The organism is Mycobacterium sp. NS-7484 (genome assembly GCF_001953975.1).
Classification (GTDB): Bacteria; Actinomycetota; Actinomycetes; order Mycobacteriales; family Mycobacteriaceae; genus Mycobacterium.
The window spans coordinates 58,337-83,774 of record NZ_MBEJ01000007.1; the positions used below are offsets into that span (position 1 = coordinate 58,337).

Consider the following 25,438-nt stretch of genomic DNA (forward strand, 5'->3'; position numbering starts at 1 on the left):
CTGACTTTCAGCCCACAGCCCGAATGGAGATGTGAAATGTCTACCGCGACTCAAACGCTCTATCCACCAGAAGGTTTCGGTGCCCCCAAGAACCGCAAAGGGCATGCATCGGCCGACGGTTTGACCGGTCTTCCCAGAGGCACCGAGATCTTTTCCGCCGACAACCACATCTCGGTGGCCGACGACATCTTCTACGAGCGCTTCCCCGAGGAGCTCAAGGGCGCCGCGCCGCGAATCTGGTACGAGGACGGCGCCTACATGGTCGGCATGAAGGGCAAGGCCTGGACCGGTGGCGATTTCGGCCGCGTGCTGATGCAGTACGACGACCTCGCCGGGGCGGCGTCCAACAACATCGCCGCACGCATCCGAGAACTCAAAGAGGACGGCATCGACAAGGAGCTGGCCTTCCCGAACGCGGTGCTCGCCCTGTTCCACTACCCGGACAAGGCGTTGCGCGAGCGGGTGTTCCGGATCTACAACGAGCACATCGCCGCCTTGCAGGAGCAGTCGAACGGCCATTTCTACGGCGTCGGGCTGATCAACTGGTGGGACCCCAAAGGGGCGCGCAGCACACTCGAGGAGTTGAAGTCGCTGGGCCTCAAGACGTTCCTGCTGCCGCTGAACCCGGGTAAGGACGACGAGGGCAACATTTACGACTACGGCAGCACCGACATGGATGCGGTGTGGGACGAGATCGAGGCGTCGGGAATCCCGGTCAGCCACCACATCGGCGAAACCCCGCCCAAGACACCATGTCAGAACAACAGCGTCGTCGTCGGCATGATGGTCAACGTCGACTCGTTCCGGGAGCAGTTCGCCAAGTACGTCTTCTCCGGCATTCTCGATCGCCATCCCACGCTCAAGATCGGGTGGTTCGAGGGTGGAATCGCCTGGGTGCCCACGGCTTTGCAGGACGCCGAGCATATGCTGGCCTCCTACCGGCACATGTTCAACCACGAACTGCAGCACGATGTCCGGCACTACTGGGACAAGCACATGTCGGCCTCGTTCATGGTCGACCCGCTGGGGCTTCGCCTGATCGACGAGATCGGCGTCGACAACGTGATGTGGTCCAGCGATTACCCGCACAACGAGAGCACGTTCGGGTATTCGGAGAAGTCGCTGGCCACCGTCGTGGAGGCCGTCGGTCCGGACAACGCCGTCAAGATCGTCTCCACCAACGTCCAGAAGTTCCTGGGATTGGTATGACGACGCCGACGACGGCGACGCGCTCGGGGGTGACCACGATCGTCCGGTCCGGTTTGAGCTGGATGGACATTCCCGACGAGCCCGATCTCGGCCGGATGCGCCGTGAGGTTGGGGTGCGTCTTCGTGATGCCATGCGGCAGCACGGTGTCGACGTCCTGGTGCTGCTCGGCAACGGCAACGTCGTGTATGCCACCGGCGCGAGCTGGCCCCTTCTGGATGCCGGCCTCTCGCATGTCGAGCGTCCGATCGCCGTGGTCTTGGCCGACGACGAATACCCACACCTGTTCCTGCCGGCACGTGAGGGCGCCCCGCTGGAGACCGACCTGCCCGACGACCATCTCCATCCGCCGTTGTTCCTCGAATTCGACGAGGGCGTGGAGCATTTCCGCCGGATACTGGCCAGTCTGGTGCCGGCCGGGGCGTCCTTCGCCGTCGATGAGCTGACCGGGGCGATGCGCCGCGCCGGCGATCGGCTGTTCGCGACCCCACCGACGGACGCCGCACCGGTGGTGGGCGCGGCCAAGTTGGTCAAAACTCCCGATCAGATCGCCGCGGTCCGTCGGGCTTGCCGGATCACCGAAGAAGCCATGGTGGACGTGCAGAAGTCGTTGGCTCCGGGCGTGCGGCAGACCGACCTGTCGGCACACTTCCTGCGCCGCGCCTTCGAACTCGGCGCGACGGCCAGCATGCTCGAGGCGATCTGGCAGGTGATGCCGGCCAGCAAGGCCGAAGGTGCATGGACCACGCACGGCGATCTGGCGCTGCCGCTGTTGTCCACCGAACGTGAACTCAAACAGGGCGACGTGCTGTGGACCGACGTGTCGATCACCTACCGAGGATATTGTTCTGACTTCGGCCGCACCTGGGTGGTGGGGCAGGAGCCCACCGAACGGCAGCAGGCCCAGTTCCACCAATGGCGCGACATCCTCGCCGCGGTCCTCGCCGTCACCAAAGCGGGTGCCACCAACGGAGATCTGGCCCGCGCCGCCATTGCCGCCGCCGGCGGACACAAGCCGTGGTTGCCGCACTTCTACATCGGCCATGGCATCGGCTCCAACGCCGCCGAGATGCCGATGATCGGCACCGACCTCGGACAGGAGTTCGACGACAACTTCGTGTTCCCGGCCGGCATGCTGCTGGTGCTCGAACCGGTCGTGTGGGAGGACGGAACCGGTGGCTACCGCGGTGAAGAGATCGTGGTGATCACCGAAGAAGGGTGGATGCCGTTGACCGACTACCCCTACGACCCGTATCGGTGAGCGGGAGCGAACACGTGAGTATCCAAACCCCCAACATCGACGCGAATTTCGACGTCACCCCCGATTCACCTGCCCTGCGCACCGGGCGCCGGGAACGGGTGCTGGCGCAGATGGCGGCCGACGACCTGGACATCCTGGTGTTGGGACGCCAGGCCAACGTCCGATACGTCAGCGGTGCCCCGCAGCTGTGGGTGGCCGGCACCCGACCGTTCGGCCCGATCTGCAGCCTGGCCCGCGACACCGGTGCGCTGTACCTGAACAGCACGTGGGATGAAGGCATCCCGGAGGAGATTCCGCACGAGAACCTCTACGGTCTGTGCTGGAACCCGATGACGTTGATCGGCGTGCTGCAGGGTATACCGGGGGCCGATACGTTCACGCGGGTCGGAACCGATGCGCTGACACCGACTTTCGCCACGCTGCTGCCGATGGCTTTTCCCGCCGCCGACCTCGTCGACGCCGAACCGGCGATGCGCGCGGCACGGCGTATCAAAACGCCCGAGGAGATCGAGGCGCTGCGCACCGCGCTGCGAATCGCCGAGCACGGACTGGCCTCTGCGGTCGCCGCGGTGGCGCCCGGCAACACCGAGCGCAACCTGGCCGGGGCGCTGATGGAATGCGAAGCCGCCGGTGGTATCAGCACCCCGGCCACGCAGGACTCGGCGTGGATCACGTCGAAGGACAGCCCGTTCCGCCGTTCCGCGGGCGACGGCCGGTTACGCGACGGCGACCTGGTGGCCGTGTCGGCCGGTGTGCTGGCCGGCGGCTATGTGGGCGAGGTGGCCCGCACGTGGCCGGTCGGTGAGATTGCCGACTCGGCCGCCGTGCAGGCGCTGTACTCGCGTCGGGATGCCCTGTGGGACAAGCTAGTCGATGCCTGCCGGCCCGGGGCGAGCGCCGCAGCCCTGCTCCGTGCGTACGCCGAGGCCGGGGAGCCGGTTCCACCGATGCCGGTGGCGCATGGACTGGGTCTCGGCTTCGATCCACCGGTGGTGACGCCGCAACTCCAGGCGACCGTTGACAGTGAGCGACTTGAGGAAGGAATGGTTTTGGCCGTTACTGCGCACGTGTGGGAGAAGGGTGTGGGCTCGGTCTTCACCCGCGATGCGGTGCTGATCACCGACCGGGGCCCCGAGGTGTTGTCCGACGCGGCGACATGGTCGGCGTCATGACCGACACCCGCCCCACACCTGAGGAGATCATCCTCTACGACAAGGATCCCAAGACCAAGATCGCCACCATCACGTTCAACCGGCCGGAGTTCCTCAACGCGCCGACGTCGATGGCCCGGCTGCGTTACGCCGACGTGTTACGGGCCGCCAACGCCGACAACGACGTCAAGGTGGTGATCATCCGTGGGGTGGGTGACAACCTCGGCAGTGGCGCGGACCTGCCGGAGTTCATGGAGGGCAATGACAATCCGGCGGTGCGGCTGGCCGAGTTGCGGCTGGAGGATGACGGTGTCGGCGAGGTGACCTACCCGCCGAAGGGCACCTTCCGCAACGGTGCCACCATCTCCGCCTGGTACGCCAATTCGCAGGCCGGCAACCGCGCCCTGCAGGACTTCAAGAAGATCAGCATCGTCGAGGCCAAGGGCTACTGCTACGGCTGGCACTTCTACCAGTGCGCCGACGCCGATCTGGTGATCTCCAGCGAGGACGCGCTGTTCGGCCATCCGTCGTTCCGGTACCACGGTTGGGGACCACGCATGTGGACCTGGGTGCAGATGATGGGCCTGCGCAAATTCCAGGAGATGGTGTTCACCGGCCGGCCCTTCACCGCCGCCGAGATGTATGACTGCAACTTCCTGAACAAGGTCGTGCCTCGCGATCAACTGGAGACAGAGGTGGCCAAGTACGCCCTGGCCTGTGCCCGGAACCGCCCGGTAGACACCGTGTTCCAGCAGAAGCTCTTCTTCGAGGTGTTCAAGCAACAGCAGGGTGAGTACATGGGCAGTCTGCTGAGCGCGTTCTTCGAGTCCATGGGCAACGGTGTGGCGAACGACAGCGACGACGACCTGGACATGTTCGAGTCGATCGATTCCGGACTCTCGGCCGCGGTCAACGACAACGACAGCAAGTTCCCACCCGAGTTCCGGTTGTCCAAGAAGAACCGGGCCAAACCCGAATAGACACATGAGCGCACCACTTGACGGCTACACCGTGATCGATCTGTCGTCGGGGATCGCGGGGGCCTACGCCACGAAGATCCTCGCCGACGGCGGCGCCGAAGTGATCAAAGTCGAAGCACCCGAGGGCGATCCGTTGCGCCGCTGGTCGGCCTCAGGCTCCCGGGTCGGGCCCGACGAGGACGGCGCCCTGTTCACCTTCCTGGCCGGTGGCAAACGCAGCGTGGTCGTCGACCCCGATGACCACGACGACGCACAGCTGCTCGAGAGCCTGGTGGCCACGGCTGACGCGGTGATCTGGTCGCCGGAATCGGCTGTCGCACAGCGCCTCGCGCCCGAGGACCTGTTCCGGCGGTATCCGCATCTGATCGTCACCACGATCACCCCCTTCGGGCTGGACGGTCCGTGGAGTGGTCGGGCCGCCACCGAGTTCACCCTGCAGGCGTGGTCGGGTGGAGCGATCGGCATCGGCCGCGGCGTGCAGGATCGGGCGCCGGTGTCGATCGGTGGTCAGGTTGGGGATTGGTTGACCGGTGCGTATGCGGCGGCGATGACGCTGGCATTTCGGGCCCGTGCGCTGCGTGACGGCGTCGGCGAGCTGGTGGATCTGTCCGCGCTCGAGGCCCAGATCCTCGGCCTGACGTACTATCCCGTGACCTACTTCGAGATGTTGGGCCGACCGTGGCGCACGGAGCGCAGGCCCACAGTTCCCGGCGTGGCCGAAGCCGCCGATGGTCTCGTGGCGCTGGGTTGTGGCACTGCCCAGCAGTGGTGGGATCTGTGTGCGATGTCCGGCCACGACGAATGGATCGACGAGACGTCGGAGCTGACGATCACCGAGCAGGCCAACTTGCATGCCGACGAGCTGTACAGCTGGTTGCGTGAGCAGAAGGTCGACGATGTCCGAGAGTTGGCTTCGGCATTTCGGATCCCCAACTCGCCGGTGGGCAACGGCGAAAATGTCACGGCCATGGACCATTTCGTCGAGCGTCAGGCGTTCGTCCGCAACCCGGGGCAGGGATTCATCCAGCCCGCAGCGCCGTACCGGCTCTCCGGCGTCACGTTGAGCGGTCCCGCACCGGCGCCAAGGCTCGGCGAGCACACCGAAGAGGCCCGGGCTGCCGAACGAGTGCCCCGCGCCGTCCCGGTCGGCACGCCCGCCAAAGATCGGCTGCCGTTCAGTGGGCTGCGGGTGCTCGACATGACGACGTTCTGGGCGGGGCCGTCGTGCACGCATGCGCTCGGCATGCTCGGCGCGGAGATCATCCACCTGGAGTCGACGCCGCGGCCGGACGGCACCCGGTTGATCGCGGGCATCCCGGCCAGTGTCGAACAGTGGTGGGAGCGCTCACCGATCTTCAGTGCGCTCAACACCAACAAGAAGAGCCTGACCCTGGACTTCCAAACCGAGGCGGGCCGCGACCTGCTACGTCGTCTGATCGCGACGTGCGACGTGGTGGTGGAAAACTTCACTCCCCGGGTGATCGACCAGATCGGGCTCGACTTCGAATCGGTGCGTGCCCTCCGCGAGGACATCGTGATGGTGCGGATGCCCGGTTTCGGACTGGACGGCCCGTGGCGCGACAACCCGGCCTTCGCGTACATCATCGAGGACGCGTCCGGATTGAGTTGGCTCACCGGTTATCCCGACCGCGCGCCGTTCGAACCGTATTCGGTCGGCGATCCCAACGCCGGGGTACATGCGCTTTTGGCGCTGATGTTGGCGCTGGAGCACCGCCGCCGCACTGGCGAGGCCGTGCTGGTGGAGGCCGCGATGGTCGACGCTGCGCTCAACATTGCCGCCGAACAGGTCATCGAGTACTCGGCCTACGGTGCACTGCTGCAGCGCGATGGCAACCGCGGTCCGGCCGCAGCCCCGCAGAACATCTACCGGTGCGCCGACATCGACGAGTTCGGCCGGGCGGACAGCTGGGTCGCCATTGCGGTGAGCGACGACGCCCAGTGGCAGGCGTTGTGTGCCGCGATCGGGCAGCCGGACTGGGCGACGGATCCGGAGTTGGGCACCGCCGCCGGACGACGTGCCCGCCACGATGTGATCGACGAGAGATTGGCGGCCTGGTGCCTGCCCCGCAGCGGTGACGAGATCGTCGAGGCGCTGTGGCCCGCCGGTATCCCGGTGGCCAAGGTGATGCAGCCGCACCGGCAACTTGACGTGCCGCAGTTGCGCTTCCGTAGGTTCTTCGAGCATGTCGGACATCCGGTGAACAACCCGGCTCCGCACAGCACGTTGCCCGTGTGCCTCGCCAATGGGCCGCGGGAGCTGCACCGCCACGCCGCACCGCTGCTGGGTGAGCACAACCACGAACTGCTGACCGAGCTGGGTCTGTCGGGCGACGAGATCGCCGCACTCGCCTCCGACGGCGTGATCGGTACCGAGCCCGGCGTCGGTGGACGCCGAAAAGCAGCTCGCTGAGCGGTGTTTCAGCGCCGCCGATACGCGTGCGCGTCGAGGAGGGCGTCGAAATCCTCGGTGGCCCAGAGGTGCAGAACGTTGCTCAACATAAGCAGCGGTGATCGTATCGCCTCGTTCTCGGCGATCACTGGGTCGAAGCGGTCGAGGTTGCGATCAGGCAGCACGGCCTGCAGATGCGTGGGCACGTCGAGCAGCCACGCCACGCCCATCACCGCGGCGTAGAGCACGAGCTGATGGCGTAGCAGGTTCACGTCAAGTGCCGGCCCACCGGCTGCGTGGAACTCGGTGGCGAAGTGGGCGAGCAGCTCGTCAAGGTGGTCTTCCCACATGCCGGTCTCGGCGCTGCACAACGAACCCCACAGGGCCATCGCGACATTCATCACGCTGACACAACCCCAGTCCATCAGACCGCAGGCCGTCGTGCCGTGTGGTTCGGTCCAGAACCAGGCGTTGTCGACATTGGCATTCCAGTGACACAGCGCCACCTGCTCGTCGGTCGCGTGGAGCCAGGCCATCACGGCATCTTCGGCCGCGTCGATCCGGACCACATCGGTGAGCACGCGGTCTATGAACTCGGCACGCCGGGCCACTGCAGGCAGTAGCGCCGGATACCGCACAGCGAAGGCGGCCAATCGGCGGACCTGCGCGGTCAGATCGGCGGGGGAGCGACGCACCCGGGTGCCGACGGCGACCTTGGCGGCGTCGTATCGAAACATGTCGGCCACGGCTTCGGGCAGCTCACCGCCGTGGTGTGCTCCAGCCAGACGGGCGACCGACGTGAGCAGCGCCCGGTAGTGGCCGAGCGCGTCGGGCATTCGGTAGTCGAGGCACTTGTCGTAGTGGGGTTCGATGCCGGTGGAGCCGAAGGCGATTCGCTCGGTCACCAGCACCCCAGTGCTTGAGGCCTGGTGATAGTCGGCGAACAGACACAGCGGCACCCTGATCGGCAGTGCCGTGCGAGCCGACAGCGCTCCGAATGCTGTTTCGAGTTCCATCTGCGTCTTGCCTCGATCCCGGCGGGCGTTGTCGAAGTCGCGGGAGAACTTGACGAAGAGTTCGGTGGGCAATCCGTCAGCGGGATCGGCGTAGCGGACATCCACGAGGGCCTTGCGTCCGGTGCTCCCGCCCGAGCATTCCTCGAACCGGGTGACCGCGACGACCTGGTTACGTTGTGGGAGAACGCCGAAGGCGTGCAGCGCCGTGGTCAGGAAATCCGGGCCGGCAATCCGCAGGGCTTCGGGATCAGCGGGAAATTCAAGCCCGGTAGCGTCCCCGGTCACCCAGCGTTGCATCTAACCTCGACAACCATGGCTATCAACCCTTCTGACATTCTGCTCACCGGACAGGTGGCCGTGGTCACCGGCGGCGGCACCGGGATCGGCCGGGGAGTTGCCGCCGGCCTGGCCGCCTTCGGTGCCTCCGTGGCGATCTGGGAGCGTAACCCGGACACCTGCGCAGAGGCCGCCGATTCGATCGGTTGTCTGGGTATCGTCACCGACGTACGTGACGCCGAGCAGGTGGATGCCGCGCTGGTGCAGACGATTGCGGAGTTGGGCACCGTGCGCGTCCTGGTCAACAACGCCGGTGGCGTGTTCTCCTCACCGCTGCTGGAGACCACCGAGAATGGCTGGGATGCGTTGTATAAGAGCAACTTGCGCCATGTGCTGTTGTGCACACAGCGGGTGGCGCGCCAGTTGGTCGCAGAAGGATCATCCGGCAGCATCATCAATCTCACGTCGATCGAAGGAGTGCGGGCCGCACCGGGCTACGCTGCCTACGCCGCGGCCAAGGCCGGCGTCATCAACTACACCCAGACCGCGTCGTTCGAGCTTGCGCCGCACAACATCCGGGTCAACGCGATCGCGCCTGATCTCACCGTCACCGAGGGGCTGTTGGCCTTGTCTCCGGACGGGTTGCCGGAAGGCATCGCCGACGCGATACCGCTGGGGCGGGCCGGTCACGTCGACGAAATCGCCGGGACCGCAGTCTTTCTGGCTTCCAGCCTGTCGAGTTACATCACCGGGCAGACGATCCATGTGGACGGAGGCACACGGGCTGCGGGTGGCTGGTACCGCCACCCGCAGTCCGGTGCCGCAACACTCGGCCCAGGCTAGGGATCCGGGCCTACTTGAGGCAGCTTCCAGCGTCCACCGGCAGGGTCACGCCGGTGACGTAACGAGCCTCGTCCGAGGCCAGGAACAGCACGGCGTTGCTGATGTCCACCGCCTCGACCCACGGGATGGGCAGGGTGTGGAACAGCTGGCAGATCGGCGCCATGTCGTCGGGGCCCGGGTTCTCCAGGTCGGGCCGGAACATCTTGAACGTGCCGTCGTTGTGCAACATCGGGGTGGCCACGTGCGTGGGATGCACGCTGTTACAACGGATGTTGTGCTGGCCGAGTTCGACGGCGAAGCCGCGCATCAGGCCGACGACACCGTGCTTGGCGGCGACATAGTTGCCGCAGTGCGGGTACGCCTTGAGGCCACCCACCGAGCTGGTCAGGATGATCGACCCGCCGCGGCCACCTGCGATCAGATGCGGCACACCGGCTTTCACCGACTTCCAGACGCCGGAGAGATTGATGTCGATCATCTCGTCCCAGTCCAGCTGGCTGGTTTCGTGCAGGACGTCCCCGCCGTTTCCGATGCCGGCGTTCGCCACGATGATGTCGAGGCGACCGAGCTGCTCGACCCCGCTGTCCACGGCAGCCTTGACCGCGTCGGCGTCGCGCACGTCCACCTCTGCGGTAACCACCCGACGGTTGAGGCCCTTGATCAGGTTCGCGGTCTCGGCCAGGTCGTCAGAGGTGGAGGCCGGGATGGCGGTCTCCACGCCGGGCCGGATCGGTCCGCAGATGTCGATCGCGATGATGTCGGCGCCCTCTTGGGCCAGCCGTATCGCATGGCTACGTCCCTGGCCACGAGCAGCGCCCGTGACGAACGCGACCTTGCCTTCCACCCGTCCAGTCATTGTTACCCCAGTTCTGTATTCGTGAGCAGCTACGTTCGGCGAAATCTGTGCAGCTGCTCAGCACTCTGTCACCGGGCCGCCCGCCGTGTCAACGACAGATGCGGTCCGAGCAATTTGTACTCTCCGCTTAGAAGAATGATGTTCTCGGCGAGGCGAGCTCAAGAGAGTGTGCGACGGTCCGAACCCCGATCGCGATGCGGGGCGCATCGTCGGTGCGGAGTGCATCGATGGCGCCCGTGCGTGCGATATGCAAACGGGAAAACCGGCGCGATCAGGTCGGCGGCGGCCGGTATGAGATCCGGCACACAGCGCCGGGCGAAGGTACTTCTGACTGCTAGAGAACGCTGTTCTCGGCTAGCCTGCGACGAAGCCGTTGGCCACGAAGTCCCACACTTCATCGGCGGTGATCGGGTGGACGGAGGCCTCGTCGGCTCCGCCGCTGGACTGCGCGACGAACATCACCGTCTGCATGGTCATGGCGGCCATGCGTCGCGGGTTGATTCCGGGGCGGAGCTGGCCGGCGTCGGAAGCTTCCACCATGAGCTCGGTGAGCAGGGCCAGCAGCGGCGCATGGGCCACCTTCACCTCTGACGGATGCGACACCAGCAGACGCGGGGCGAAGTCGGTGAACAGCGGACGTTTGGCGGCCGGGTCGGGGCGCGACGATTCGAAGAGCAATTGTATGGCGACCTTGAGCCGTTCGATCGGCTCATCCTGCGTGGAGGTGGCGGCCCGGATCTGGTCGGCCGATCGGCTCAGCGCATCCTCGAACAGTGCCAGGAGAAGCTCGTGTTTGCCGTCGAACTGCAGGTAGAAGCTGCGCAACGACTGCCGGGAGCGGTCCACGACCTCCTGCACGGTGAAGTCGGTGCTGCCCTTTTCGATGATGATCGCCTGGGCGGCGTCGAGGAACCGCTGCACGCGCTGGGCAGCCCGCAACTTGGCGGTTTTGATCGACCGCTCGACAGCGCGCTGCTTCCAAGCTGGTTCTTCGCCAGCGGTAGTCACTGGCTGGTCCGACGCTTGTCGAGTGGGGAGAACATGAACTGACTGTACCGGAGAACGCCTTGCCATTGTGGTCCCAGACCCCCTCGCGGCCAATGTGTTGGAGATTGTAACTTTCGCACTGAGAGAATAGTATTCTCACCGGGGGAATTATAGAAGCCTTTCGGGAAGAAGCCTTTCACATCAAATTGTGCCTCTCGACGCTCTTTTCGGGCCGCTGTGAGCAGAAGGAATGACGTGTATATCGACTACGACGCCAGCGACTCGATCGCCACGATCACGCTGAACCGGCCGGAAGCCGCCAACGCGCAGAACCCCGAGCTGCTCGACGAACTCGACGCCGCGTGGACCAGGGCCGCCGAGGACCACGATGTCAAAGTGATCGTCTTGCGGGCCAACGGCAAGCACTTCTCCGCGGGCCACGACCTGCGCGGCGGGGGACCGGTGCCTGACAAGATCACCTTGGAATTCCTGATCGAGCACGAATCGCGGCGCTATCTCGAATACACCCTCCGCTGGCGTAACGTGCCCAAGCCGTCGATCGCGGCCGTGCAAGGCCGTTGCATCTCCGGTGGCCTGCTGCTGTGCTGGCCGTGTGATCTGATCCTGGCCGCCGACGACGCGTTGTTCTCCGATCCGGTGGCGTTGATGGGTATCGGTGGTGTCGAATACCACGGGCACACCTGGGAACTCGGTGCCCGCAAGGCCAAGGAGATCCTGTTCACCGGCCGGGCCCTGACCGCCGAGGAAGCCGAGCGCACCGGCATGGTCAACCGGGTGGTCCCGCGCGACGAACTCGACACCCAGACGGCCGAACTGGCCGCACAGATCGCGCGGATGCCCGCGTTCGCACTGCGGCAGGCCAAGCGTGCGGTCAATCAGACCCTCGATGTGCAGGGCTTCTACGCCGCGATCCAATCGGTGTTCGATATTCACCAGACCGGGCACGGCAATGCGCTTAGCGTCAGCGGATGGCCGGTGCTCATGGATATCGACGGGATGAAGCAGAACATCAAGTAGCGGTGGGCCTCTGAGGATGGGGGCGATCCGGCTCAGCGTGGCCTACGCGGCCCGCCAGATCTACGCGCAGACCACCGCGGCCGTTGCGGTGACGCTGGTGGTGCTGGCGCTCAGTCGCAACACCGTCGGTGATGCCCGGGAGTTGTTGACCCAGGCGAACCTTGTTGCCCTGATCGCACTGATGGTCGCGGCCGCGATCGTCGATACCGTCGTCGGCTGGGTCCTCGTTCATCCGACGTTTCGATGGTTTGCCGCGGGGGATGAGCCGACGCCGCAGCAGCAACGTGCCGCCATGCGTATTGCACCGCGTCAGACGATCATCCAGTTCAGCACCTGGGCGGTGAGCGCGCTGGTGTACACGCTGCTGAACCTCGATGTCGGGGGAGGCGTCGCGTACGTGATGGGCGGTGCCATCCTCTTCGGTGGAATCGCGGCCGCCTGCATGGGATTCCTGGTGACCCAACGCATGTTGCGGCCGATCGTGGCTGCCTCGCTGACCGCGTCCTCCGCCATGCTGGTCCGGATGCCCGGTGTGCTGGCCCGGCTGGTCACCATCTGGACCCTGTTCAGCGGGCTGCCCTTGGCCGGTATCGCGCTGATCGTGCTGGCCCGCTCGAACGGCTGGTTCGTGCAGAAGACGGCGCCGGTCGAGGCTGCGGTGCTGGTGGTGGCCGTCATCTCGCTGATGTTCGGACTGCGCTCGATGTTCCTGGTGGCCCGCTCGGTGTCGGACCCGGTCGGAGAAGTCGTCCTGGCCATGAAGGCCGTGGAACGCGGCTGGTCCGGAGTCTCGGTCAAGGTGTACGAATCGTCCGAGATCGGCCGGCTCCAATACGGTTTCAACCGGATGGTGGCCGGGCTGGCCGAGCGGAATCGATTGCGCGACTTGTTCGGCCGCTACGTCGGGGTCGACGTGGCCCGGCACGCCTTGGAGCAGGGCGCCGCAGTCACCGGAGACGTCCGCGAGGCCGCGGTTCTCTACGTCGACCTGGTCGGCTCGACCGCGTTGGGCGCCACTCGACCGCCGCAAGAGGTGGCGCAACTGCTCAACGGCTTCTTCAAGATCGTGGTGGACACCGTCGAGCACCACCACGGCCTGATCAACAAGTTCGAGGGTGACGCGGTGCTGGCTGTGTTCGGCGCGCCGCTGCGCCTGGACAATCCGGCCACCTCGGCGCTGGCCACCGCCCGGGCCCTGGCCCCACGGCTGCACCAGCTGCCGGATGTCGAGTTCGGCGTGGGCATTTCGTGTGGCTCGGTGTTCGCCGGCAACATCGGTGCCGAGAACCGCTACGAATACACGGTGATCGGCGACGCGGTCAACGAAGCCGCCCGGTTGGCCGATCACGCCAAGGACCGTGAGACGACGGTGTTGTGCTCGGGTAGTGCGCTGGCGCATGCCGATGCCGACGAAAGTCGGCACTGGGTGGTGCAGGGTTCGACGGTGCTGCGTGGTCGCTCGACGGCGACGGTCTTCGCCGAACCGCTCCCGGATTAGTGGGTCACCCCCTACCGCGAGCAGACATAAACCCTTACCTTTTTCGCGGAAAGGGTAAGGGTTTATGTCTGCTCGGCAGAGGAACGCTACAGCTGGGCCAGGCGGGGCACGGTGCCGCGGGCCCGCAGGCCGGAGCCGGCCTTACGGGTGAGTTCCCGTGAGCTGCCCAGCAATCCGTCGAGCACCAGGGCGCGCTTGACGTGCACGTGCAGTTCGTGCTCCTCGGTGAAGCCGATGCCGCCGAGTACCTGCTGGCAGTGCTTGGCGGCGGTCAGCGCGGCCTTGCCTGCCGCAGCCTTGGCCAGCAACGAGTTCAGGTCGACGTTGTCCGAACCGGGCAGGCTCAGCGTCGCCTCGGCACCTTCGATGGCCACCAGGGTCTCGGCGAGTTTGTGGCGGACCGCCTGGAACGACGAGATCGGCTTGCCGAACTGGACCCGGTCCAACGCATGCCGGCGGGCCAGGGCCAGCATCGCCCGGGCCGAGCCGACCAGCCACCAACCCAGCGCGCGGCGTGCTTCGGAGATCCGTAGCAGTTGGCCGTCGGGGACCTGACGCAACGGCAGCCCGCCGAGGGTCGGATTCTCGGCGCTGCTCTCACGTTCCCACACCACCCAGGTGCCACCGGCATAGGGCATGGGCGGGGTGCCACCGGGCAGACCGCCGATGGTCTCGAGCAGCACGTCGTTGAGAACCGAGGCGTGCGAACCGGTTTCGCCCAGCAGCCGGAACACCAGCGGCATGGCGACCTCGGGCATGTCCGAGAGCATCTCAGCCCAGCCGAGCTCGGCCAGCGCAGTGTCGAGCTCAGGGCCCGACGCGGCCAGCATGGTCTTGCGCAGGGTGTCTTCGAGCAGGCCGAGTGACTCGGCGTCCAAGCCCGGTTCCGTCGTGGCGGCCATGGCTCACTCCTTCCCGAGGTCCAAGAGGCGGCGCGCGATGATGTTGCGCTGTACTTCGGCGGTCCCGCCGTAGATGGTGGCGGCCCGCGAATACAGGTACTCCGTGCGCCATTCGGAATCTTCGAGCTCGATGACCCCGGGAAGCAGGTTGCGCGCGGTGTCATAGAGCAATTGCTCGGCACCGGCCAACAGCACCTTGTCGATCGACGTGTCCGGGCCCAACTTGTGGCCCTCGGCCAGACGGCGCTGGGTGGCCGCCGAGCGGCAACGCAGCGTGTGCAGGGCCAGATAGACCTCACCGAGATCCGAATCCACCACCTGGCCTTGCCGTTTCACCGCTTCGACCAACGCGTCGAACCGGGAGTACAGATAGGCGATGCGCTGCCAGAAGCAGGTCGAGCGTTCATAGGGAAGCAGGTCCATGGCCAGCTGCCAGCCGTCGCCGGGCTTGCCGAGCATGCGGCTCGCGTCGACCTCGACGTCGTCGAAGTACACCTCGCAGAACTCGTCGACGTCGTGCATGGTGTGTAAGGGCCGTACCGAGATGCCCGGGGAATCCATGTCGACGAAGAACGCCGTGATGGCCTGATGATTGGGAGTGTCGGCGTCGCCGGTGCGGGTGAGCAGGATGCAGCGGTGCGAGAACTGCGCGAAGCTGGTCCACACTTTCTGGCCATTGACGACCCACTTGCCGTCCTCGCGCTGGACCGCGCGGGTGGTCAGCGAGGCCAGGTCACTGCCGGATCCGGGTTCGGAGAAGCCCTGGCACCACTGCTCTTCCCCGGAGAGCATCTTGGGCAGCATCTCCGCGGCCAGTTCGGGTGTGGCGTAGTCGATCATCGTGGGTGCGAGCACCTCGATCATCGAGTACGGGCCCGGCTCGGCGAGGCGCCGGCCGACGATCTCCTCACCGACGATGGCGCGCAACACATCCGGGCCGCCGAGCCCGCCGGCATGTTCGGGCCAGCCGTAACGGCCCCAGCCGCCGTCGTAGAGCGCGCGCATCACTTGGGCGAACTGCTTCATGTGCGCGGCCAGCGAGTGGTCGTCCGGCGGGGTCAGGTCATTCTCGGCGAGCCAGTCCTGCAGTGCCGCACGGAACGTCGCAGGGTCGAAGAGGTCGGTCATCCTGCTTCCGGCCTGCCGATCGCATGCGGCCGGCCGTGATCGTGATCGCCACTGCGCCGGATGAAGGTCATGGCCCGGGTCTTCAACCGCCAGCCCTCGGCGGTCCGCTCATAGGTGTCGCGGTAGTAGCCGATGCGCATGTCGTGCTTGGAATGCTCGATGAAGCACAGCGGTTGCGTGCCGGATGCCGTATCGGCGCCTTCTACCAGGTCGATCAGCGCGGTGCCGGTCATGAACAGGCCCTTGGGGGCCGCGTCGACGAGCACGGGGAAGCGATTGAGCGTATAGGTCTCGCCGAATGCGCTGTAGGTGCCGTCAGGGGTGAAAACACTGATCAGACCGTCGATGTCACCCTGGGTGATGGTGACCGCGTACTTGGCGAGCACCTGCTGGATCTCGATCAGATCCTCGATGCGGCTCGGGGAGTCAGTTGATGTGGTCATTGCGGAAAACCTTACCGCCTTTCATTACAAAATCCACACGCTGTGTAACGCTGATGTCCTCGAGTGGGTTGCCTGGCACCGCGATGATGTCAGCGAGCAGCCCTTCGGCCAGCCGGCCGCGGTCGGTGGCGTTGATCAGATCGGCGGCGATCGTGGTGGCCGAGCGCAGCACCGCGGCCGGCGGCATGCCCCATTCCACGAGCGTCACAAGCTCGTCGGCGTTGCGGCCGTGCGGGATGGCCGGCGCGTCGGTGCCGACCGCGATCTTCACCCCGGCCTCGTACGCCGCCTTGATCGACGTCTCGGCCTTCGGGAACATCTCGGCAGCCTTGTCCTGCAAGACTTTCGGCGCCTTCGACACGTCCATGGCCTGGGCCAGGCGGCGCGTGGTGACCAGGAACCGGTCGTTGTCGACGAGCATCTGGATGGCTTCGTCGTCCATCAGGAAGCCGTGCTCGATGCAGTCGATGCCGCAGGCGACAGCGTGCTTGACGGCCTCGGCTCCGTGAGTGTGGGCCGCGACCCGCAAGCCGCGTCGGTGGGCCTCGTCGACGATGACGCGGAGTTCCTCGTCCGAATAGTGTTGTGCCCCGGCCTCACCGGTCAGCGACATCACCCCGCCCGAACAACACACCTTGATCAGTTGTGCGCCGTGCTTGATCTGGTAGCGCACCGCCTTGCGGATCTCGTCGACCCCGTTGGCGATGCCCTCCTCGATGGTCAGCTCCAGCACGCCCGGCATGAACGCCGCGAACATCGTCGGGTCCAGGTGCCCGCCGGTGGGGGTGATGGCGTGTCCGGCCGGCACGATGCGAGGTCCGTCGATCCAGCCCGCGTCAATGGCCTTGCCCAACGCCACGTCGAGCAGGTATCCGCCGGTCTTGACGAAGAGCCCGAGGTTGCGCACGGTGGTGAACCCGGCCCGCAATGTACGACGGGCATTACCCACCGCACGCAGCACGCGGGTCGGGGGATCATCCTGCACCTGTGACAGGCCCGGGTTCTCGCCCCGGCCACCCATGAGCAGGTTGACTTCCATGTCCATCAGGCCGGGCAGCAGGATCGAGTCTCCGAGATCGATCACCTCGGAGTCGGCCGGGATCTCCCCACCCACAGTGCCGGATTTGCCGGCTCCGCCGACGCTAACTATGCGGTCACCGTCGACACGGACAATGCCGGGACGAATGATCGTCCCGGCATCGACGTCGACAAGACCCGCGGCTTTGAGGGTCAACATCGGTTAAACCACCGGCTCCTTGATGAGGTTGATGTAGGCCGCGCCGCTGTCGAGGACCCGCGGCTGCTTCCACACCTCGACCGGGAAGCTCACCATGACGATGGACTGGCCGAGATGCACCAGCGCCTTGGCGTCGTCAGGCATGCTCGACAGGGGGAAGCGGGCATCGACGTAGACCATGATGTCCTCGAGTCGTGCCATGCCGGCGTCGTACAGCTCCTGCATCTCGTCCATGGAGGAGTTGAGCCGCTTCTGGTAGCGCTCCTCCTCGGTGGGCAGGCACCAGTCGCTGAACCGCTCCAGGTCGGCGAATTCTTCGGGCAGCTTAGACATTTGCGGGATCCTTTTCTGCGGCCTTCTCACTGGGGGCAGCGTGCTTGCCGTTGCTCGAACCGGTTCCGTTGGCCCCGTTGGCCAGCGACTCCTTGTACCGGTCGACGTACTTGTGCGCGGTGTGGTGCAGGTGGCGGAGCAGAATTTCCTGGTCGCACAGCGGGAAGTCGAGGACGGCCCGGGTGCCGATCTGGGTCTGGGTGGCCTCCAGCGTGTTGGCGTCCTGGAACGCGTACTCCTTGAACGTCACCGCGGCGAGTTCCTGGGACAGCCGCTCGCGCAGGTTCTTCGGCGGCACGAAGTACAGGTCGGCCTCGAAGATGTGCGAGTCCACACCGGTCGGCCAGTAGTTGTAGGTCAGGTACCAGCCCGGCACCCAGAACAGCAGGGTGAAGTTCGGGAAGAACTCGAACGAGTCCTGGCCCCAGGTGCTGTGGCGGCCGGGATTGATCGCCGGCGGCAGCTCGTCGGGCAGGATTCCCTTGATATCGGGGCGATCCCACGGTCCGAACAGACCACTGTGAAGGATGCGCTCGATGGGCTTGACCATCTTCAGGTCCTTCGGCGGGCTCATGCCGCCCCAGGACGAGATCATCGAGTGGTCACCCTTGATGTCGTAGTGCAGCGCCTCGAAACCGAACTTGGCCAGCTTCTCGGCTTCTTCCTTTTCCGCCTGCTTCATGTGCAGGATCGGCGCGTGGTAGAACTCGACGAACGCGTCGATGAACAGCTTCCAGTTCGCCTTGATCTCCGCGCGGTAGCTGTAGTGCTCGGTCATCTCGTGGAAGGGATAACCCTTGAGCCCCTGGCCGAATTCGCCCAGGTACTCCTCCAAGGACACCGCATCGTCGTCGAAGTTCACGAAGATGAAGCCCTCCCACACCTCGCAGCGCACCGGCTTGAGCGGGTAGTCGGCCTTGTCGACGTCGAAGAACTCCTGCTCCTGCTGGATGAACGTCAGGTCGCCCTTGAGGTTGTAGCGCCAGGCGTGGTATTTGCAGACGAACTGGCGGCAGCTGCCGGACACCTCTTCGCCGGGGTAGTCGTTCCACACCAGCTTGTTTCCGCGGTGGCGGCACAGGTTGTAGAAGGCGCGGATCTCGTCTCCGTCGTTGACGATGATGATCGAGGTGCCCGGGCCGACCGACGGCAGTTCGCGGGTGATGTAGCTGCCCTTCTTCGGGATCAGCTCCACGCGGCCCATCTGCAGCCAGGTCTTGCGGAAGATGGCCTGTTGCTCCAGCTTCCAGTGCTCGGGGTCGATCGAATCCTCGTAGTTGACCGGGGCGGTACCCAGCTCGGGCCAATTCTCGGTCCAGCTGCCGGCATCCGGCTTCGGGAAAAACGCCATGTGTTCCTACCTACTTTCTTCTTGAGTTAGTGACCGGATTCCGGCGCAATTCCAAAGGTGTTGTAAGCCATGGCCATCAGGCCGTAGCCGCCGATCGTGAAAACCAGGTCCATGCGCTGACGCTCGTTGAGGTGCTCGCTCAGCGAAGCCCAGGTGCCGTCCGAGATCTTCGAGTGCTCGTCGAGTTCGTCGACGGCGTCGAGCACGAGTTGATCGAGTGCCGTGGTGGCCTGGCCGGTTGTACTGCTTGCGATCTGCTCGTCGGTCAACCCCTCGGCCTTGCCGATGAAGGCATGGTGGGTCCACTCGTACTCGCACTGCTTTCGATGTGCGATCCGCAGGATGGCCAACTCGCGGATCTGCGGGTCGAGCGTCGAGCGGAACAGCAGGTGATTGCTGAATCGCAGGAACGCCTTGGTCAACGCGGGGTGCCGGGCCAGCGTCGACAACGCGGTGCCCGCTCCCTCGGGGTTGAGCCGCTCCTCTGGGAGCATGACCGACAGTGCTCGGCGCACGTCGTCGTCCCACTCCTCGGCGGGCAGAGGGGCCAAGCGCACGGGGCGTTCTCCTCTCGGGACTCTCGTTGACGAGAATCAGGTTCTCATTTCCGACTAAGAGGTTTCCACCTTTTGCCGCGATGGTCAACAAGAACTACCGAGGTTTCGTACTGACCTGGCCAAACTTCCATGTCAACGGCCTCGCTCATTGATTCTCGCTAGACGAGAAGCTAGTTTCCTCACTTAGAGAACCCGCATGGCATCCGACCGGACGGAGTGAGGCAGTGAACAAAGACGACATGATTCTGATCAGCGTCGACGACCACATCATCGAGCCGCCGAACATGTTCAAGAACCATCTGCCGGCGAAGTATCGAGATGAGGCGCCGCGGTTGGTGCACAACCCCGACGGCAGCGACACCTGGCAGTTCCGCGACACGGTGATCCCCAACGTGGCGTTGAACGCGGTGGCCGGCCGGCCCAAGGAGGAGTACGGGTTGGAGCCTCAAGGGCTCGACGAGATCCGCAAGGGCTGCTATGACCCGGATGAGCGGGTCAAGGACATGAATGCCGGTGGGGTACTGGCGACGATGAACTTTCCGTCGTTTCCCGGCTTTGCGGCACGGTTGTTCGCCACCGACGACGACGACTTCTCGCTGGCGTTGGTGCAGGCCTACAACGACTGGCACATCGACGAGTGGTGCGGGTCGAACCCGGGGCGGTTCATCCCGATGGCGATCCCGGCCATCTGGAACCCGCAACTGTGTGCCGACGAAGTGCGCCGGGTGTCGAAGAAGGGCGTGCACTCGCTGACCTTCACCGAGAACCCGTCCACCTTGGGCTACCCGTCGTTCCACGACCTGGAGTACTGGAAGCCGTTGTGGGAGGCCCTCGTTGACACCGACACCGTCATGAACGTGCACATCGGGTCCTCGGGCAAGCTGGCGATCACCGCGCCTGATGCGCCGATGGATGTGATGATCACACTGCAGCCGATGAACATCGTTCAGGCCGCGGCGGATCTGTTGTGGTCGGCGCCGATCAAGGCCTACCCCGACCTGAAGATCGCGTTGAGCGAGGGTGGCACCGGGTGGATTCCGTACTTCCTGGACCGGGTGGATCGCACCTTCGAGATGCACTCGACGTGGACGAATCAGGACTTCGGCGGCAAGCTGCCCAGCGAGGTGTTCCGCGAGCATTTCATGACGTGCTTCATCTCCGATCCGGTCGGGGTCAAGAACCGTCACGAGATCGGGGTGGACAACATCTGCTGGGAGATGGACTACCCGCACAGTGACTCGATGTGGCCGGGCGCGCCCGAGGAACTGTGGGCGGTGTTCGACACCTACGACGTACCTGACGACGAGATCAACAAGATCACCCACGAGAACGCGATGCGGCTGTATCACTTCGACCCGTTCGCCCATGTGCCCAAGGACCAGGCCACCGTCGGAGCGCTGCGCAAGGCTGCCGAAGGACACGATGTGTCGATCCGCGCCCTGAGCAACAAGGAGAAGACTGGCACCAGCTTCGCGGACTTCCAGGCCAACGCCAAAGCCGTTTCCGGCGCACGGGACTGATCGTCGGGCCGGGACCGGCCCAGAAAATAGGAGAACACAGTGTCGGGCGGTATGAACTTCGAACTGACCGAGGACCAGCAGCTGATCCGCAAATCCGTTGCGGAGCTGGCGGCCAAGTTCGATGACCACTATTGGATGACCAAGGACCAGGCGCACGAATTCCCGCAGGAGTTCTACGACGCCATCGCCGGTGGCGGCTGGCTGGGAATGACCATCCCGGAGGAGTATGGCGGCCACGGCCTCGGTATCACCGAGGCCACAATCCTGGCCGAGGAAGTGGCTCGCTCCGGCGGAGCCATGAACGCCGCCAGCGCGATCCACATGTCGATCTTCGGCATGCAGCCGGTGGTGGTCTTCGGGTCCGAGGAGATGAAGAAGGCCACCCTGCCGCGCATCGTCAACGGCGATCTGCACGTGTGCTTCGGCGTCACCGAACCTGGTGCCGGGCTGGACACCTCGCGCATCACCACGTTCGCCAGAAAAGACGGCGACAGCTACGTGGTCAACGGCCGCAAGGTGTGGATCTCCAAAGCCCTTGAGTCCGAGAAGATCTTGCTGCTGACCCGCACGGAGTCCCGCGAGGACGTCGAGAAGCGCGGCGGGAAGCCGACCGACGGACTGTCGTTGTTCCTCACCGACCTCGACCGCGACCACGTCGAGATCCGGCCCATCAACAAGATGGGCCGAAACGCGGTGAGCTCCAACGAGTTGTTCATCGACGATCTGCGGGTGCCGGCCGAGCACCTGATCGGCGAGGAGGGCAAGGGCTTCAAGTACATCCTGCACGGGCTCAACCCGGAACGGATGCTGATCGCCGCCGAAGCCCTGGGCATCGGCCGGGTGGCGCTGGACCGCGCGGTGAAATACGCCAACGAGCGCGTGGTGTTCGACCGGCCGATCGGCATGAACCAGGGCATCCAGTTCCCGCTGGCCGACTCACTGGCCCGGCTGGATGCGGCCGAGCTGATCCTGCGCAAGGCCACCTGGCTCTACGACAACGGCAAGTCGTGCGGTCGGGAGGCCAACATGGCCAAGTATCTGTGCGCTGACGCCGGATTTGGTGCCGCCGACCGGGCGTTGCAGACCCACGGCGGGATGGGTTACTCCGAGGAGTACAACATCTCCCGGTTCTTCCGGGAATCCCGACTGATGAAGATCGCGCCGGTGAGCCAGGAGATGATCCTGAACTTCTTGAGCGCGAATGTTCTCGGCCTGCCCAAGAGCTACTGAGGAGAAAACCAGTTCAATGAGGACCTATTTCGATCTCACCGGACGTTCGGCGTTGGTGACCGGGGCCGGCGCGGGAATCGGCGCGGCGGTCGCCGAGGCGCTGGCGGCGGCCGGTGCCTCGGTGCTGGTGACCGACATCAGCGGTGAGGCGGCCGCGAAGGTCGCCGAGCGGGTCAACACCGCCGGGGGCAAGGCCGACAGCGCCGCGCTCGACGTCAGTGATCGCGCAGCTGCGGAGGCCGCCGCGGCCCAGGCGGCCGCGCTCACCGAGGGCAACCTGCACATCGTCGTCAACAACGCCGGGGTCACCGCGCCGGCGATGTTCCCCAAGCTGACCGACGAGACCTTCCGGCTCACGTTCGACATCCACGTGATGGGCACGTTCCACGTCACCCAGTCGGCACTGCCGCACATGCCCACCGACGGCACCGGACGCATCATCAACGTCACCTCGTCCGCAGGCATCACCGGCACGCTCGGTCAGGTGAACTACTCGGCGGCCAAGGCCGGCCTGATCGGCATCACCAAGTCGTTGGCGCGGGAGTTGGCTCCCAAGAACATCATGGTCAACGCGCTGGCGCCGTTGGCCGCCACGCCGATGACCGAGACCATCCGCACCAACGAGAAGTTCGCCGCGAACATGATGAACCGCATCCCGCTCAAGCGCTGGGCCGAGGCCGACGAGGTCGCCGGTGCGTTCGTGTTCATGGCCTCCGATGCCGCGTCGTACATCACCGGGCAGGTGCTCCCGGTCGATGGCGGCATGGTTATGTGACTCTGTGAGCGAGTTGACGAGCGAACCACCGATGACAGACCGTTCCGCCCTGCCGCTGGCGGGTATCACCGTCATCGCGATGGAACAGGCGGTCTCGGCGCCGATGTGCACCCGGGTGCTGGCCGACTTCGGCGCCCGGGTGATCAAGATCGAGAACCCCAAGGGCGGTGATTTCGCCCGCGACTACGACACCGTGGTGAACGGGATGGCCGCCCACTTCGTGTGGGCCAACCGCGGTAAGGAGTCGATCACCCTCAACCTGAAATCTCCCGAGGGAATGGAAGTCCTGCACCGGCTGCTCGACACCGCCGATGCTTTCGTGTCCAATCTCGCCCCGGGCGCCACCGCGCGGCTCGGGCTCGGGCCCGAGGATCTCAAGGTGCGTCACCCGCAGGTGATCCCGGTCGAGATCGACGGCTACGGCCCCGGTGGCCCGCTGTCGCACAAGCGGGCCTACGACCTGCTGGTGCAGGCGGAATCCGGTTCGTGCGCGTCGACCGGGTACGCCGGGATGCCGGCCAAACCCGGTGCCGCAGTTGCCGATATCACCACCGGGTTGTACTCGGCGCTGTCCATCATGGCCCTGCTGGTCGGACGGGCCCGCAACGGGACGACAGGTGCCGCGCCGGCCGTGGCGGTCAGCTTGTTCGACACGATGACCGATATCATGGGCTACCAACTGACCTATACACAGCACTCCGGGATCGACCAGATCCCGCTCGGCATGAGTTCGCCGGCGGTGGCGCCCTACGGTGCCTTCGACACCCGCGATGGCCAGACCGTCGTGCTGGGCACCACCAACGACCGGGAATGGCAGCGGCTGGCCCGCGAGATCATCGAACGTCCCGATCTGGCCGACGATCCGCGGTTCGCCACCAACTCCGATCGGTGTGCGCATCGCGACGAGCTCAACAAGGCCATCGAATCCTGCTGTGCGCAACACGATCTGGCTGATATCCAGCAGACCGCCGACGATGCCGGGATCGGCAATTCGCGCTACAACCTGCCCAGTGAGGTCATCGAGCATCCGCATCTGAAGGCGCGCGACCGGTGGCGTAGCGTCGGCACGCCCAACGGCGACATCTCGGCACTGCTGCCCCCGCCGGTGATCAGCGGCATGGAGCTCGGCATGGGGGCGGTGCCGGGCCTCGGCGAGCACACCGACGCCATCCTCGGTGGGATCGGACTGAGTGCCGACGAGATCGCCGAACTTCGTCGCCACGGCGCGATCGGCCCGGCCTACCAGTCTTTGTCCTGAAGGAGAATCCCATGCGTGAAACCGTGATCGTCGAGGCCGTCCGCACCCCGGTCGGCAAACGCAACGGCGGGCTGTCCGGCTTCCACGCTGCCGACCTGTCCGCCCTGGTGCTCAACGCGCTGGTGGAACGGGCCGGCATCAGCCCCGACATCGTCGACGACGTGGTCTGGGGTTGCGTGTCGCAGGTCGGCGATCAGTCCAGCAACATCGGCCGGTATTCGGTGCTGGCCGCCGGTTGGCCCGAACACATCCCGGGCACCACGGTCAACCGGGCGTGCGGATCAAGCCAGCAGGCACTGGATTTCGCAGTCCAGGCCGTGATGTCGGGTCAGCAGGACGTGGTGGTGGCCGGCGGCGTGGAGGTGATGAGCCGGGTGCCATTGGGGGCCGCTCGAGCCACCGGCACCCCCTACGGCCCGAAAGTGTTTGCCCGGTACCAGGATTTCTCCTTCAACCAGGGCATCTCGGCTGAGATGATCGCGCAGAAGTGGGGCTTTGACCGAACCCGTTTGGACGAGTACTCGGTTCGCTCGCATGAGCTGGCTGCGGCCGCTCAGGATCGCGGTGCGTTCGAGCACCAGATGATCACGGTGTTCCCGGATCCGGCTGATCAGCTCGACCCGGTGGTCGCCGACGAAGGGGTCCGGCGGGGGAGCACCGTCGAGAAACTCGCCGGGCTCAAGCCGGCATTCGCCGACGACGGGGTGATCCACGCCGGCAACTCCTCGCAGATTTCCGACGGCGCCGCGGCGCTGCTGGTGATGACCGCCGAAAGTGCCCTGGCACTGGGGCTTTCACCGATCGTGCGGTACCGCGCGGGTGCGGTCACCGGAGCCGATCCGGTGTTGATGCTGACCGGGCCGATCCCGGCCACCCAGAAGGTGCTGCGCAAGGCCGGCGTCGGGCTCGACGAGGTCGGTGTGTTCGAGGTGAACGAGGCCTTCGCCCCGGTGCCCCTTGCCTGGCTGGCCGAGACGGGCGCCGACGAAGCCAAGACGAATCCGCTCGGGGGTGCCATCGCGCTGGGCCATCCGCTCGGTGCGTCGGGCGCGGTGCTGATGACCCGGATGATCAATCACATGCGCGACAACGGAATTCGCTACGGTCTGCAGACCATGTGTGAAGGCGGCGGGACCGCCAACGCCACGCTGGTCGAGCTCATCGACTGACGCTAGGGAGAA

The 25,438-nt window shown here is 65.4% G+C and carries 23 protein-coding genes; 13 read left to right on the forward strand and 10 right to left on the reverse strand.

Annotated features, from left to right (window positions below):
* The first annotated feature begins 36 nt into the window (after nucleotides 1-36).
* The 5 genes from A5733_RS01110 to A5733_RS01130 are packed head-to-tail and all read left to right on the forward strand — an operon-like array spanning nucleotide 37 to nucleotide 7,030.
* Nucleotides 37-1,209 (forward strand): amidohydrolase family protein, encoded by a 1,173-nt coding sequence (locus A5733_RS01110; protein ID WP_067764922.1) that lies wholly within the window; start codon nucleotides 37-39, stop codon nucleotides 1,207-1,209.
* Nucleotides 1,206-2,468 (forward strand): Xaa-Pro peptidase family protein, encoded by a 1,263-nt coding sequence (locus A5733_RS01115; protein WP_067764919.1) that lies wholly within the window; start codon nucleotides 1,206-1,208, stop codon nucleotides 2,466-2,468. The genes A5733_RS01110 and A5733_RS01115 overlap by 4 nt, the downstream gene beginning before the upstream one ends.
* A 14-nt stretch (nucleotides 2,469-2,482) precedes the next feature.
* Complete coding sequence (locus tag A5733_RS01120) at nucleotides 2,483-3,640, forward strand: Xaa-Pro peptidase family protein (RefSeq protein WP_231965542.1); 1,158 nt, start codon at nucleotides 2,483-2,485, stop codon at nucleotides 3,638-3,640.
* The gene (locus A5733_RS01125; protein WP_067765061.1) at nucleotides 3,637-4,599 is read left to right on the forward strand and encodes an enoyl-CoA hydratase/isomerase family protein; all 963 of its coding nucleotides are present in this window, start codon (nucleotides 3,637-3,639) and stop codon (nucleotides 4,597-4,599) included. Before A5733_RS01120 ends, A5733_RS01125 begins: the two co-directional genes overlap by 4 nt.
* 4 nt (nucleotides 4,600-4,603) lie before the next feature.
* Nucleotides 4,604-7,030 carry a CaiB/BaiF CoA-transferase family protein gene (locus A5733_RS01130; protein WP_076238750.1) on the forward strand — a complete coding sequence of 809 codons (2,427 nt, stop codon included), beginning with the start codon at nucleotides 4,604-4,606 and terminating at the stop codon, nucleotides 7,028-7,030.
* A gap of 8 nt (nucleotides 7,031-7,038) precedes the next feature.
* Here the strand turns inward: A5733_RS01130 and A5733_RS01135 are convergent, their stop codons facing one another.
* Entirely contained in the window at nucleotides 7,039-8,310 is a 1,272-nt protein-coding gene (locus tag A5733_RS01135; protein WP_233152588.1) for a hypothetical protein, read from the reverse strand.
* A gap of 27 nt (nucleotides 8,311-8,337) precedes the next feature.
* Between A5733_RS01135 and A5733_RS01140 the strand changes: the two genes are divergently transcribed.
* Nucleotides 8,338-9,144, forward strand: a complete 807-nt coding sequence (locus tag A5733_RS01140) for an SDR family NAD(P)-dependent oxidoreductase (protein WP_067764910.1) — start codon at nucleotides 8,338-8,340, stop codon at nucleotides 9,142-9,144.
* 10 nt (nucleotides 9,145-9,154) lie between these two features.
* Here A5733_RS01140 and A5733_RS01145 read toward each other — a convergent pair whose 3' ends face one another.
* Together A5733_RS01145 and A5733_RS01150 are read right to left on the reverse strand one after the other, a co-directional pair.
* Complete coding sequence (locus tag A5733_RS01145; RefSeq protein ID WP_067764906.1) at nucleotides 9,155-10,000, reverse strand: mycofactocin-coupled SDR family oxidoreductase; 846 nt, start codon at nucleotides 9,998-10,000, stop codon at nucleotides 9,155-9,157.
* A gap of 354 nt (nucleotides 10,001-10,354) precedes the next feature.
* Nucleotides 10,355-11,074, reverse strand: coding sequence for a TetR/AcrR family transcriptional regulator (locus A5733_RS01150; RefSeq protein ID WP_076238752.1), 720 nt, complete (start codon nucleotides 11,072-11,074; stop codon nucleotides 10,355-10,357).
* Nucleotides 11,075-11,242: 168 nt separating this feature from the next.
* Between A5733_RS01150 and A5733_RS01155 the strand changes: the two genes are divergently transcribed.
* Entirely contained in the window at nucleotides 11,243-12,025 is a 783-nt protein-coding gene (locus tag A5733_RS01155; RefSeq protein WP_067764900.1) for an enoyl-CoA hydratase, read from the forward strand.
* 16 nt (nucleotides 12,026-12,041) lie between these two features.
* Nucleotides 12,042-13,523, forward strand: coding sequence for an adenylate/guanylate cyclase domain-containing protein (locus A5733_RS01160; protein ID WP_076238753.1), 1,482 nt, complete (start codon nucleotides 12,042-12,044; stop codon nucleotides 13,521-13,523).
* Nucleotides 13,524-13,609: 86 nt separating this feature from the next.
* Here A5733_RS01160 and A5733_RS01165 read toward each other — a convergent pair whose 3' ends face one another.
* Genes A5733_RS01165 through A5733_RS01195 form a run of 7 tightly spaced genes read right to left on the reverse strand, consistent with a single transcriptional unit; the run spans nucleotide 13,610 to nucleotide 19,474 of the window.
* Entirely contained in the window at nucleotides 13,610-14,425 is an 816-nt protein-coding gene (locus A5733_RS01165) for an acyl-CoA dehydrogenase family protein (protein WP_067764893.1), read from the reverse strand.
* Between the two features lie 3 nt (nucleotides 14,426-14,428).
* The gene (locus A5733_RS01170) at nucleotides 14,429-15,553 is read right to left on the reverse strand and encodes an acyl-CoA dehydrogenase family protein (RefSeq protein WP_067764890.1); all 1,125 of its coding nucleotides are present in this window, start codon (nucleotides 15,551-15,553) and stop codon (nucleotides 14,429-14,431) included.
* Nucleotides 15,550-15,996, reverse strand: coding sequence for a nuclear transport factor 2 family protein (locus A5733_RS01175; RefSeq protein WP_067764887.1), 447 nt, complete (start codon nucleotides 15,994-15,996; stop codon nucleotides 15,550-15,552). The genes A5733_RS01170 and A5733_RS01175 overlap by 4 nt, the downstream gene beginning before the upstream one ends.
* Nucleotides 15,980-17,233, reverse strand: coding sequence for an amidohydrolase family protein (locus tag A5733_RS01180; protein WP_076238754.1), 1,254 nt, complete (start codon nucleotides 17,231-17,233; stop codon nucleotides 15,980-15,982). Before A5733_RS01180 ends, A5733_RS01175 begins: the two co-directional genes overlap by 17 nt.
* 3 nt (nucleotides 17,234-17,236) lie before the next feature.
* Nucleotides 17,237-17,566, reverse strand: a complete 330-nt coding sequence (locus A5733_RS01185; RefSeq protein ID WP_067764881.1) for a hypothetical protein — start codon at nucleotides 17,564-17,566, stop codon at nucleotides 17,237-17,239.
* On the reverse strand, nucleotides 17,559-18,917 hold the full coding sequence (locus A5733_RS01190) for an aromatic ring-hydroxylating dioxygenase subunit alpha (protein WP_076238755.1): 1,359 nt from the start codon (nucleotides 18,915-18,917) through the stop codon (nucleotides 17,559-17,561). The genes A5733_RS01185 and A5733_RS01190 overlap by 8 nt, the downstream gene beginning before the upstream one ends.
* 26 nt (nucleotides 18,918-18,943) lie before the next feature.
* Entirely contained in the window at nucleotides 18,944-19,474 is a 531-nt protein-coding gene (locus A5733_RS01195; protein ID WP_076238756.1) for a carboxymuconolactone decarboxylase family protein, read from the reverse strand.
* A gap of 224 nt (nucleotides 19,475-19,698) precedes the next feature.
* On the opposite strand from A5733_RS01195, the gene A5733_RS01200 reads away from it, so the two are divergent.
* Genes A5733_RS01200 through A5733_RS01220 form a run of 5 tightly spaced genes read left to right on the forward strand, consistent with a single transcriptional unit; the run spans nucleotide 19,699 to nucleotide 25,426 of the window.
* Nucleotides 19,699-20,994 carry an amidohydrolase family protein gene (locus tag A5733_RS01200; protein ID WP_067764872.1) on the forward strand — a complete coding sequence of 432 codons (1,296 nt, stop codon included), beginning with the start codon at nucleotides 19,699-19,701 and terminating at the stop codon, nucleotides 20,992-20,994.
* Nucleotides 20,995-21,045: 51 nt separating this feature from the next.
* Nucleotides 21,046-22,224, forward strand: a complete 1,179-nt coding sequence (locus A5733_RS01205; protein ID WP_067764869.1) for an acyl-CoA dehydrogenase family protein — start codon at nucleotides 21,046-21,048, stop codon at nucleotides 22,222-22,224.
* A 16-nt stretch (nucleotides 22,225-22,240) separates the two neighbouring features.
* Nucleotides 22,241-22,999, forward strand: a complete 759-nt coding sequence (locus A5733_RS01210; protein ID WP_076238757.1) for an SDR family NAD(P)-dependent oxidoreductase — start codon at nucleotides 22,241-22,243, stop codon at nucleotides 22,997-22,999.
* 31 nt (nucleotides 23,000-23,030) lie between these two features.
* Nucleotides 23,031-24,257 carry a CaiB/BaiF CoA-transferase family protein gene (locus A5733_RS01215; protein WP_076238758.1) on the forward strand — a complete coding sequence of 409 codons (1,227 nt, stop codon included), beginning with the start codon at nucleotides 23,031-23,033 and terminating at the stop codon, nucleotides 24,255-24,257.
* An 11-nt stretch (nucleotides 24,258-24,268) separates the two neighbouring features.
* A complete protein-coding gene (locus A5733_RS01220; RefSeq protein ID WP_076238759.1) occupies nucleotides 24,269-25,426 on the forward strand; it encodes a thiolase family protein in 1,158 nt (385 codons plus the stop codon).
* Nucleotides 25,427-25,438: the final 12 nt, after the last annotated feature.